At 62.2% G+C, this 11,064-nt stretch carries 9 protein-coding genes; 6 read left to right on the top strand and 3 right to left on the bottom strand.

The features are described 5' to 3' along the window. The first annotated feature begins 213 nt into the window (after positions 1 to 213). Entirely contained in the window at positions 214 to 735 is a 522-nt protein-coding gene (locus ACMRQN_RS02280; protein WP_418733640.1) for a hypothetical protein, read from the top strand. 113 nt (positions 736 to 848) lie between these two features. Here the strand turns inward: ACMRQN_RS02280 and ACMRQN_RS02275 are convergent, their stop codons facing one another. Beyond that, positions 849 to 1,781 (bottom strand): RNA ligase family protein, encoded by a 933-nt coding sequence (locus ACMRQN_RS02275; protein ID WP_418733639.1) that lies wholly within the window; start codon positions 1,779 to 1,781, stop codon positions 849 to 851. A 440-nt stretch (positions 1,782 to 2,221) separates the two neighbouring features. Between ACMRQN_RS02275 and ACMRQN_RS02270 the strand changes: the two genes are divergently transcribed. The 4 genes from ACMRQN_RS02270 to ACMRQN_RS02255 all read left to right on the top strand — a co-directional run bounded on the left by ACMRQN_RS02270 (position 2,222) and on the right by ACMRQN_RS02255 (position 6,844). After that, on the top strand, positions 2,222 to 3,730 hold the full coding sequence (locus ACMRQN_RS02270; protein ID WP_418733638.1) for a DUF512 domain-containing protein: 1,509 nt from the start codon (positions 2,222 to 2,224) through the stop codon (positions 3,728 to 3,730). Positions 3,731 to 3,736: 6 nt separating this feature from the next. Next, positions 3,737 to 5,059: a ribosome biogenesis GTPase Der gene (der, locus tag ACMRQN_RS02265; RefSeq protein ID WP_158050248.1), complete on the top strand. Its 1,323-nt coding sequence runs from the start codon at positions 3,737 to 3,739 to the stop codon at positions 5,057 to 5,059. A gap of 75 nt (positions 5,060 to 5,134) precedes the next feature. Beyond that, complete coding sequence (plsY, locus tag ACMRQN_RS02260) at positions 5,135 to 5,839, top strand: glycerol-3-phosphate 1-O-acyltransferase PlsY (RefSeq protein WP_418733641.1); 705 nt, start codon at positions 5,135 to 5,137, stop codon at positions 5,837 to 5,839. A gap of 3 nt (positions 5,840 to 5,842) precedes the next feature. Next, positions 5,843 to 6,844: an NAD(P)H-dependent glycerol-3-phosphate dehydrogenase gene (locus ACMRQN_RS02255; protein ID WP_418733637.1), complete on the top strand. Its 1,002-nt coding sequence runs from the start codon at positions 5,843 to 5,845 to the stop codon at positions 6,842 to 6,844. 279 nt (positions 6,845 to 7,123) lie between these two features. On the opposite strand, the gene ACMRQN_RS02250 is transcribed toward ACMRQN_RS02255, so the two are convergent. After that, the gene (locus ACMRQN_RS02250) at positions 7,124 to 7,657 is read right to left on the bottom strand and encodes an N-acetyltransferase family protein (protein WP_418733636.1); all 534 of its coding nucleotides are present in this window, start codon (positions 7,655 to 7,657) and stop codon (positions 7,124 to 7,126) included. 451 nt (positions 7,658 to 8,108) lie between these two features. On the opposite strand from ACMRQN_RS02250, the gene ACMRQN_RS02245 reads away from it, so the two are divergent. Then, on the top strand, positions 8,109 to 8,804 hold the full coding sequence (locus ACMRQN_RS02245) for a flavin reductase (protein ID WP_418733635.1): 696 nt from the start codon (positions 8,109 to 8,111) through the stop codon (positions 8,802 to 8,804). A gap of 17 nt (positions 8,805 to 8,821) precedes the next feature. Here ACMRQN_RS02245 and ACMRQN_RS02240 read toward each other — a convergent pair whose 3' ends face one another. Beyond that, on the bottom strand, positions 8,822 to 10,864 hold the full coding sequence (locus tag ACMRQN_RS02240) for an NAD(P)H-hydrate epimerase (RefSeq protein ID WP_418733634.1): 2,043 nt from the start codon (positions 10,862 to 10,864) through the stop codon (positions 8,822 to 8,824). Between the last annotated feature and the right edge of the window lie 200 nt (positions 10,865 to 11,064).

The raw sequence follows: 11,064 nt of genomic DNA, 5'->3' as shown, positions 1-11,064 counted from the left end.
TGGCGCTCGCTGCTCTCGCGCATCGCCCCGCCCGACATGGTGGTCACCGACGGCGGCAGCGGCTTCGCCTCGGCGGTCGCGGCCGAATGGCCGAGGACGAGGGTCCAGAGATGCGTGTTCCACGCGTTCTGCCAGGTCAAGAGGCATACGACGTCGAGGCCCAAGCTGCAGGCGGGCGTCGGGCTCTACGCGCTGGCCAGGGAGTTGCTGCATGTGGAGACGCTCCAGCAGGCCGACTGGTGGGTCGAGCGCTTCATGCAGTGGTGCGAGTTCTGGTCCGACTTCCTCGAGCAGAAAAGCCTGGTCGAAGGCCGCATGGCCTACACCCACCGCAGGCTGCGCGAGGCGAGGTCGGGGCTCGCCCGGCTCGTCAACGCGGGCACGCTGTTCGCGTACCTCGACCCGGCGCTGTGCGCAGAGGGGCCGATGCCCGCCACCAACAACAGGATCGAAGGGGGCGTGAACTCCCAGCTCCGCGAGGTCCTGAGGAGCCACCGCGGCCTCGCGAAGCTCAAGCGCGTCAAGGCCGTGTTCTGGTGGTGCTACCTGCATGTCGAATGCCCGAAGACGATGGCGGACACGCTGCGCGAGATGCCCACCGACGCCGACGTCGACCTGCCGAGGGAGCGATACGGCATGAGGGCCGAGGACGCCTCCCGTCCAGAGAAATGGGGAGAGGGCCTCGTGTGGGAGGAGCTCCACCACAAGACGAGATACCCGTTCCGGAATGAATGAATAATATGCCCAGACACACTTTTTGTCCTATAGGCCTGAAAGAACATCAAGGTGGAAAAGCGGCAAAGAACGACCAAGATGCCGCATGCGTGAACCTCTATTGCAAACGCGCGCTATTGCCCACTTGCCTTTATGTGCTCCTTGGCTCGTGTGTTGCAAAGCCCCGCGAGTTTGCCGAAGTCCACTGTCGGGTTCTTCATGCGCTTCACCCAGTTGGGGCACTCGATGAGGAGGTCCTTCCAGCACATCGATGTGAACATGCCCATCATTTTGCGGCTCTCGGGATCGAAAGACTCCGCGTTGACCATGGTGCACACCTTGGCGACTGTCTTTTCAAGCTCGGCGTCGGTCATGTACCCATTGACGATTTCGAGCTCGACGTCGACGCTTTTGCTGGCGGGCTTGCGCTGCTTTACGAACTCGTCGAGCACCATCTTACCGTAAGCTGTGTGGCCAAAGCGGTTCTTCCATCCTGGGACCTTGCAAACCACGCCTTCGCCGACCGCGTCCGTCCCTTCGAGTAGGAAATCGTTGGCCTTCGCTATGGCGACGACGTCGTCGAGCGTGGGGCGGTCGAGTACTGCAAGCAGCTTAATGAAGTAAGGTTCCAAACCGCTCGCCGAGAGCTCCTCGCGCCACTCGGGTTCGCCGAGGAAGCGTTCTTCCGCCGTATCGTAGACGTCGAAAATGAGGAGCTTACCGAGCGCCGCTTTGTCGTATCCTTTGAAGGCTCCGATGAATCGGTCTCGTCCCATCCACTCGCCGTACACGATGCGCGTCGGATGCGCCGCGCAGTAAGCGCAAAGGAGTTTTGCTTCGTCAGCGCCGCTTTTCAGCCAGGCATGGAAGTAGGCATTGTCCTCTGCATCGGAAAGCTCGAAATTGCGCGATCCGACCATGACCCCGCCCGCCTTCTCGCTCCAATAGACGCAGCCGTTCGATCCGTCGACCTTCGCCGTCACATAGACAGCGGCGTTGTCGAGCAGGCCCTCGCATTCCTCCGACCCGAGACGTTCCACATGCAAGTACTTCTTGTATTCGCTCATTGTTGCCATCCTTCGTCTTATCCGCTCTTCTCGGCGGGATGCGGGCATTGTCCTCTACGTCGTAGCTTTTGTGAGTCCGTTGTATGGGACAGGGGTATTTCTTGAGTCGCGCAGTTGTGCAATGAGCGTTTTCTGTTGCGGGGCATTTTCGGAAAGTGCGCGCTGACGCGGTTCATGAGTGAGGGGCTCCTAGGCTTGCAAGCGAGGAGAATCCCCGGCCTGGAATGAGCGTCTTATGCCCCTGCCCGCTTTCAGCTTGCGTGCTTTGAGTGGGGTTGTTCCCGTGTCGCCGATTCTCGTTTAGCATAGAGCAGTTACCGAAGGAGCAGGCAACGTCGAAGGACTATGGGGCAGGCGCATTAGGAGCAGGCAGCTTCGGGGAAGGCGTCGGGCACTCTAGGGTCAGGCGTCTTACGACATAGCGGGAAAGGAATGCGCGGGTGGCGGTATACCCCTCGAAAGACATCGATCGCGAAGCTGCGGGCAATGTGCGCGCGGCAGGTTCGCGTGCGCGCAAAAAGCTCCCGCCCCGCGCTGAAATTGCGTACGTTGCCCCCGAAAGCCCTGCCGACGACGCAGGATTCGAACCCGGCTGCTTCATCACCACGGTCGACGGCGAGCCTGTGCGCGACTTGATCGATTGGCGTTGGCTTTCCGCCGAAGACGAGATCACGGTGGGATACATCGACCTCGACGGCGAGGCAGGGGAGGTCGACCTTTTTCGCGACGAGGGCGAGGACTGGGGCTTCGAGTTTGAAGGCGTGGTGTTCGACGGGGTGAAGCAGTGCCGCAACGCCTGCATCTTCTGCTTCATGCGCCAGCTCCCCGACGACATGCGGGCGTCCCTCACGCTGCGCGACGACGACTTCCGCCTGAGCTTCCTTGCGGGCACGTTCGTCACCTTCACGAACCTCTCCGCCGAAGACGAGGCGCGCATCGTCGAGCAGCACATCAGCCCCCTGCGCGTGTCGCTGCACGCCTCGAACCCCGAGGTCCGCCGCCGCATCATCGGCAAGCACGCCGCCCATGGCATCGAGGTACTCGACCGCCTGCTCGCCGCCGGCATCGAGTTCCACGCGCAGATCGTTCTCATGCCCGACGAGAACGACGGGGAAGTGCTGCGCGAGACGCTTGAGTGGGCCTATGCGCGGCCAGGGATCCTCGATGTCTGCATCGTCCCGCTCGGGTTCACCAAACACCAGACGTGCTTTACGAAAAGCTTCGACGACCCCGACGCCGCCTATCGCGCGATGGAAGTCATAAAGCCTGTTCAGGAACGCGCTCTCGCCGAACGGGGGACCCTTTGGGCCCATGCCGCCGACGAGTTCTACTGCAATGCCTATGGCGACGCCCTGCTCGAGCACCTTCCCCCCGCCAGCTGCTACGGCGAGTTCGAGATGTTCGAGGACGGCGTGGGAATCGTGCGCTCGTTCGCCGACGACTGGCAGCGCGCCGTGGAGTTGGGCGCGGACGCCGCCTGCGAGCAGGCACTTCGCGAGTTGAACGTGGCAGTGCGCTTGGTGTTCGGCTACGCCACGCGCGGTTTCGCGGCGCGCCTTCTGGGGGAAAGCGCCGTGGCGGGGCTCGTTCGCCCGCTGTTCGTGAAGAACGACTTCTTCGGCGGAAACGTCGACGTGACGGGGCTTCTTTGCGGCTGCGACATCGTGCGCGCGATTCGGGATGACGCCTTGCGGGAGGGGCCGCTCGACGAGCCGGCCTCGCTTGAAGATGCCGACTCGCCCGCTTCGAGCGACTCACCGCTCGCCCTCTTCTGCATCCCGCGCGTCGTCTTCAACGATGACGGGGTGACGCTCGACGACATGACGCTTGCGGATATCGAAAAAGCCGCAGGTGCGCATGTGGCCGTGGTATCCTGTAACGGTTCGGAATTTTTACCGGAAATCGCCCGCCTGGCCGCTGATATGCGCGCCAAGAGCTTTGAAGGATAGTTCAATATGGCATTACCAATCGTTGCGGTCGTTGGCCGCCCGAACGTGGGTAAATCCACGTTCGTCAATCGAATCGCCGAGGCCGACGAGGCTATCGTGCACGAGATGCGCGGCGTCACGCGCGACCGTTCGTACCACAAGGCCGACTGGAACGGCATCGAGTTCAAGCTGATCGACACCGGCGGCATCGAGATGGGCACGGAGGACCAGTTCCAGGGCTCCATCCGCTCGCAGGCGTTCGAAGCGACCAACGAGGCCGACGTGATCGTCTTCATCGTGGACGGCAAGACCGGCATCAACGCCGACGATGAGGAAGTTGCGCGCATCCTGCGCAAGACCTCCAAGCCGGTGCTGCTCGCGGTCAACAAGCTCGACACCCCCAACAAGCTCGATGAGCTGTGGGAGTTCTACCAGCTGGGCTTGGGCGACCCGTTCCCCATCTCTGCCACGCACGGCCATGGCACGGGCGATCTGCTCGACGAAGTAGTCGATCACCTGCGCAAAGTCGATTGCAGTTTCGAGGATGAAGAAGACGACGAGGACATCATCAACGTCGCCATCATCGGCCGCCCGAACGCGGGCAAGTCCTCGCTCACCAACCGCCTCACCAACAATGACCGTTCCATCGTCTCGGACGTGGCGGGCACCACGCGCGACGCCATCGACACGGTGGTCGTCCACGACGGCAAGAAGTACCGCATCGTCGACACAGCGGGTCTGCGCCGCAAAAGCCAGATCGACGAGGACGTGGAGTACTACGGCTTCGTTCGCGCGATGCGCGCCATCGACCGCGCCGACGTCGCGCTGCTTGTGATCGACGGCTCGATTGGCCTGACCGACCAGGACCAGCGCGTGGCGGGCTTTGCGGCCGAGCGCGGATGCGCCATGATCATCGTGCTGAACAAGTGGGATCTTGTGGAAGGCCCCGAAGCGAAAGCCGAGGTCCGCGAGCGCATCGAGGACCGCATGACCTTCGTCGGCTATGCGCCCGTTGTCGCCACCTGCGCACTCACAGGCAAGAAGGTCGACCGCATCTGGGACGCTGTCGACAAGGCCTACGCCGGTTTCAGCCAGACGATTTCCACCAACAAGCTCAACTCATGGCTGTCCTCCATCCGCGAGACCGGCCACACGGTGTCGCAGGGCAAGGCCGTGCTGCGCATGAAGTATGTCACGCAGACGGGCACCTGCCCGCCGCATTTCACGGTGTTCGTGAACCGCCCGGATCTGGTGACCGACAACTACGAGCGCTTCCTGGAGAACCGTCTGCGAAAGACGTTCGATTTGGAGGGTACGCCCATCCGCCTCAAGTTCAAGAAGAAGGATTAGCCACCGCCTATGTCCTATCCCGAATCGCCCTGGTCATACACGGATTTCTCGTTCCTTGCGGCCATTGCTTTGGGCATGGGCGCCATCATCTGCGTCGTCAGTCTTGCAAAGGAGTTTGTTTTGGTCGCGCTTGCGCTGCTTGTCGTTGTTTGCTTCCTGCTCGGGTCGATTCCCTGGGGAGTCATCATCTCGAAGTCGGTGTTCCATACCGACATTCGCGAGCACGGCAGTGGCAACATCGGGACCACCAACGCCATGCGCACCATGGGCAAGAAGGGTGGCGCCGCGGTGTTCGTGCTCGATTTCGGCAAAGGCCTGCTTTCGGGCTTTGCTGCCCTTTTCGTGTTGGCGACGTTCATCCCGGGCGCCGGCGTGGCGGCCGACTCGCCGGTGAGCGCTTCTACGGTAGTGGCGCTCGCCTTCCTCTGTTGCACGCTCGGGCACATCTTCAGCCCGTGGCTCAAGTTCAAGGGCGGCAAGGGGATTGCGGTCGCGGTTGGCTGCCTGTTCGTGACCTTCGGCGTGATGGGCGCGCTTCTGGAGATCGCCGTCTTCGCCGTGGTGGTCGCTATCTCGCGATTCGTGTCGGCAGGCTCGCTCGCGGCGGCGATCGTGTGCCCGATTTTTGCGGCATACTATTTCCTCTTCCAGGCATTCGACCCGATTGCATGGGTGTTGTGCCTGGTCACTGCACTCGTTGTCATTTGGGCGCATCGCGGCAACATCCATCGCCTCGCAACGGGGACCGAGCGCCGCATCGGAGACAAGGCAAAGGAGTAGCGCATGAAGGTTTCGGTCATTGGTGCGGGCTCTTGGGGCACCGCGCTTTCGCAGGTGCTTGCGAACAACGGCCATAACGTGGGGCTTTGGGCGCGCAAGCCCGAAGTAGTGAATGCGATCAACTCCGAGCACAAGAACCCTCGCTACCTTAGCGATGTCGAGCTGAATCCCGATGTCGTTGCCACACTTTCGTATCGCGATACGCTGCTGCGCGCACGCGCGGCCGTTATCGTGACGCCCTCGACGCTCGTGCGCGGGGCGGCGCGCGCCTTAGCCGACGTGGTCGACTCCGACTTCCCCGTCATCGTGTGCTCGAAGGGCATCGAGGAGGGCAGTGGGCTTCTCCCCATCGACATTCTCGACGCCGAAATGGGCAATCGCAGCCGATTTGCCGTGCTTTCGGGGCCCAACCACGCCGAGGAAGTGGTGCGCGGCGTTCCCGCTGCCACGGTTATTGCGAGCGAATCGCCTGATACGGCAGCGTTTTTCCAGGAGCTGTTCGCGTGCGAGTCGTTCCGCGCCTATACGAGTGAGGACGCGTGCGGGGTGGAGCTGTGCGCCGCTTTCAAGAATGTGGTCGCGATTGCCGTGGGCATGTCCTACGGGCTTGGGTTCGGCGACAACACTGCGGCGCTCCTCGTGTCGCGCGGCCTGGCCGAGATGAGCCGGCTCGTGGTGGCCTGCGGTGGCAATGCGATCACCTGCATGGGGCTTGCGGGTACGGGGGACATGGTCGCTACGTGCATGTCCCGCCATTCGCGCAACCGCACGTTCGGCGAGATGCTTGCAGCTGGCAAGACGCTCGAGGATTTTACCGCCGAGACGCACATGGTCGCCGAGGGCGCCAACGCGTGCCGCAACGTAAAGGTGCTCGCCGACCGCTACGGCGTCGATCTGCCTATCGCCGACGCGGTCCGCTCTGTGGTGTGGGAGGGCGCTGATCCGAAATCGCTCGCTCGCGATCTGACGAGCCGTTCGTTGAAGCCTGAATTCTACGGAATCTAGCTTATTTTCCCGCTTATTTGCGGTCGAAGCTGCCGCGGTGAAGCCCCAATGCGTGACGGGTCATCGTTCGGTTGCCTCGTTTGGCGACGGGCGGCAAGCATGGTGGCTGGGCTCGCCGTCGGGCGGCAGGCGGCGAGCCCAGCAGGACCTTACCTGTTATCGAGCGTCGGGCGTTGCGCATCTCGGCTTCGCTTGGCGTCGCGTGACAGGTCATGGGCTCGGCGGCTTTGCTTGCTATGCTCATCACGCAGACAGGCGACGGTAGCTATGCGGGCGCGTTTATACGAGCTTCTCGAAGGCGATCCGCGGCTCGCCCGCATCGTTTCCTTCCGCTAGGGTGATAACTCCGCAGGGGATGAATCCCGCTTTCTGGAGAGCGCGTTGCATGGGCTTGTTGTCGGCATGAGTGTCGACGCGGACCGAGGCGAGCCCCATCTGGGCGGCTTTGTTGCACGCAAAGTCGAGCATCATGCCGGCGATGCCTTGGCCCTTCGCTTCCGGGGCCACCTCTACGCGATGCACGGCAGCGTAGTTTGCTTTGGGTGTGAGCCATGAGCCGTCGATCTCGCCGTACGAGGGCTCCGGGTTGCGCGTCTCGGCGTTGGTGACGAGGGCGAACATTCCCGCAACCGTTCCCTTGTCGGTTTCCGCCACGTACGCGAAGCCGTCGTCGACATCCGCCTCCCAGCATGCGCGGTTGGGGTAGCCGTCTTGCCACTGCTCGATACCCATGCTCCGCATGGCTGCCTTCGCCGCCTCGCAGATTTCGTCCATACGATCAACGTCGGAATGGGTTGCCAGTCGAATAATCATGCGTTCCCTCTCTCGCATATGATGCTCCGATGATGATACCAGCCAACGCAGTTTGCAGGACGAGCTGTTAAGTGGCCGTTTCGCTTGCCTTGTCAAGCGGAGGGGGGAGACCTGCCAGAAATCGGGTGGTTTTCATCATCTGGAAGGAGTGGGGTGGGCGATGGGGAGAGCATCTCGGGTGCTTGCACAAATTTGACCTGGTCTTTTGGTTCTGCGTTACGGGAAGACATCGTGAGGTGGGCTGGATTGGGCAGCGAATCGTCTGCCAGATGATGAAAACTGCCGATTTTCTGGCAGTTACCCCCCTCGTTTTTTGCACGCGCATTGCTGGCAAGGGGCTCTCGTGGGGAAAGGGGCTGCAAGTTAGTCTGTCTCGGCGTCGCCCTTGTCTTCTTTAGTGAGAATGAGTATCATTAAGGAATCGATTTTTCCAAAAGAGAGGGAGGAACCAGTGATCGAGAAGTCCGCTTTCCACAGCTTAAGCTACGGAATGTACGTCATCGGAACCCGTTCCAAAGGCAAAGATTTCGGCTGCGTCGCGAACACCTTCGCCCAGGTCACATCCTCGCCGTTGCAGGTGAGCGTCGCCTTGAACAAGGAAAACGCCACGACAGCGGCCCTGCGCGCTGCGGGTCGCTTCACAGCATCGTGCCTGTCGGAGGACGCCTCGATGGAGCTTATCGGCACGTTCGGCTTCCATTCTTCGACCGAGCTCGACAAGTTTGCCCAGCATGCGAGTTCCCGTGATGCGGCGGGCATGCCCTACGTTGTCGAGGCGTGCTGCGCGTGGTTCTCCGCGAAGGTCACAGGCGAGCTCGATCTGGGCACGCACGTGCTCTTCATCGGCGAGGTGGAGGAGAGCCGGAAGGTCGAAGGCGCGGCATCTCCCATGACCTATGCGTTCTACCACCAGGTCAAAGGCGGGAAAACGCCGCCCAAGGCTTCGAGCTATCTAGGTGACGAGGAGGTGGCACCCGCCCCGGCGTCTGCGGGGGAAGGCGGCGAAGGCGAGGGGAATGCGGCCCCGAAGGTGGGCTGGCGCTGCACGATTTGCGGCCACATTGAGTACGTCGATGAGCTCCCTGATGATTTCGAGTGCCCCATTTGCGGTGTTGGCAAAGAGATGTTCGAGCGTGTGGAGCTGTAAGCGGCCGTTATGCCTCTTTACCCGAGTTTTTCCCGATAGGGAGCCGTGTCCACGAGCTCCGCGAGTTTCACCTGTCCGCAGAAGCGTTCGGCGCCGCTCGCGATGAGGCCCGGTTTCATCGCGAGCATGGTGACGGTGACGTCGGCGCAAAAACAGGGGTCGGCCCAGGTCGCCGCTTGCGCGGAATAGCCGCTTGGCACATCGACCGCTACGGCGAAGGGGGCGTCCTTCCTGCGATCGCACAGGGTGGTGCCGCTTGCCCGCTTGCTCGGTTTTCCCGTGCGGGCGCGATGGGCTCCGCGTCCCTTTCCGCGGGGCCCTTTGAACCTTCGCAGGTTGGCAAGGGAAATCCACGTTGCGTACGGCTCGCGCAGGCTGCTTCCCGTAAAGCCGGTCCCCAGAATTGCGTCGACGATGACCTCTGCCTCATCGAGCGCTCGCGCAGCGTCGTCGGTTTCCGGCGCAACCGCGACGGTCAGGGGAAGCTCGCCTTCGAGCGCGCGGTCCAGGGAAGAGACGGCCTCGGTTCTCGCAGGCTCGGCTGTCAGCTCCTCTGCCGTTTTCGGGGTGATCAGCGTAACGGGGTACCCGCTTCTTGCGAGGCTTTCCGCGCAAACCCAGCCGTCGCCTCCGTTGTTGCCCGAGCCCGCCAGCACGCATACGCGCACAGGACCTCCCGCCCAGGTGCGCACCTCGTCTGCGACCGCTTCGCCCGCACAGCGCATGAGGCTTGCGAGCGGTGTGCCGCCTTCGGCGATAAATTGCTCAAGCTTTCGCACGTCATCGACGGAAAGTGCGCTCAGCCTCGCGCGCTCGGCCGCAAGGCCGCTCTCCGTCATGATGCGAGTGCGGCTCAGCATGCCGTTCAGCATCACGAACGGAGCGCGGCCCGACGCTGCCCGCACGCCGCGAACGATCAGCGAGACGATCCAGGCCACGGTGAACACGGCGAGCACCGCGATGCAGGCCTCGGTGTTCTGCGAGGCGAAGGTTGCCAACGTGCCCGCCTCGGATCCGATCGAGCTGCTTCCCACTTCGGTGAGCAGCGTAAACAGCCCCCAAGGAATCCAGATGAAGACGAACAGCAGACCGTATCGCGCCAGGTAGTGGTACCACGATGCGCGTCGCGCCCCCGTGCGCACGATGCGCAGATGCAAGAGCGCCTGAGCGGGAGTGCGACCCCTCGTCACCACGGGCACGATGAAGAACACGATGACGAGGGCGATAAGTATGCACAGGCGCGCCGGCAAGAGCGCATCACTTATCTGCGCGGTGGTCGCCTCGAGGGCCTGCGCTGCCGTTGCCTTCGCGCTAATCGGGGCTGCAACCAGGCCTGACCGATACACCAGGTAGGTCGATCCCACCGCAAGTGCGGCTGTCAGCGCGGAATCGAGCGCGAAGGAGAGGGCGCGCCTCGTGACACTTGCGGAAAGCCCCACTTCGGCCGCACGCAGGTTCGCCGTGCGTAAGTCGGGAAGCGCGCGCATCGCAGGACCCGCCAGCCAGAATCCCACCATGGCGCCTAAGGTGTTTTGGATCAGGTCGTCCACATCGAACAGGCGATACGGGTGCTCGTAGATGCCCCACAATCCTGTGAGCTGGGTCGTCTCGAACGAGAGCGTCACCAAAAAACCGATGATGAGCGCTTGCCACCACCTGCGCCTGAAATAGTAGCGAAGGTAGGCTCCTAACGGCAAAAGCAACAGCACATTGAAGAACGCCTCGTAGATGTACGGGTCGCGCAAAACCTGCAGCCATGTTGCGGGGTCGCTTGGCGAGAAGGTGGTTTCGGCGAGAAACTCATGGACGAAGTTGAAGGGAACAAGCTGCGGTGTCGCCGCGTAGGCGACATACGCCGTGCGGTCTGCGGGAAGCGGCAGAAGCACGAGGAAGTACGCGCACATGAGGTAGAACACGAACGAGTAGACGATCGCGGTATGGAGCTTCGGCACCGACCCTCGGCGACGGTATTGGTAGATCATATAGGGGACGGTGATAAGGAAGGCGACTGCCGGAAACAGGATGCATGCGGTGAGGATGTCGCTCAAATATACGTTCAAAGTGTTCTTGCCTCTTCATTATTATTGTCCGGCGCGCAGGGTCAAGTCGTCGCTCGGCTTGTGCGAGTTAAGTTTTGCGGGAAAAGCCGACCGGAAGCCTTGCCGGTGCGACGGGGATCGGGGCGCCGTCGGCGCTGCGGATGACCGCATTCTAGCACGACCTGGCGCGGAAGCGCGCGTTGGACCTCATCGCCCAGGTG

Source organism: Ellagibacter sp., assembly GCF_048412355.1.
In the GTDB taxonomy this organism is placed as follows: domain Bacteria; phylum Actinomycetota; class Coriobacteriia; order Coriobacteriales; family Eggerthellaceae; genus Ellagibacter.
This window is presented reverse-complemented; position numbering and strand designations above follow the sequence as displayed.

Excerpts from the sequence above, each read along its gene's own strand:
- ACMRQN_RS02275 (WP_418733639.1), bottom strand. The coding sequence starts at position 1,781 with ATGAGCGAATACAAGAAGTACTTGCATGTGGAACGTCTCGGGTCGGAG.
- der (WP_158050248.1), top strand. The coding sequence starts at position 3,737 with ATGGCATTACCAATCGTTGCGGTCGTTGGCCGCCCGAACGTGGGTAAA.
- plsY (WP_418733641.1), top strand. The coding sequence starts at position 5,135 with ATGGGCGCCATCATCTGCGTCGTCAGTCTTGCAAAGGAGTTTGTTTTG.
- ACMRQN_RS02255 (WP_418733637.1), top strand. The coding sequence starts at position 5,843 with ATGAAGGTTTCGGTCATTGGTGCGGGCTCTTGGGGCACCGCGCTTTCG.
- ACMRQN_RS02250 (WP_418733636.1), bottom strand. The coding sequence starts at position 7,657 with ATGATTATTCGACTGGCAACCCATTCCGACGTTGATCGTATGGACGAA.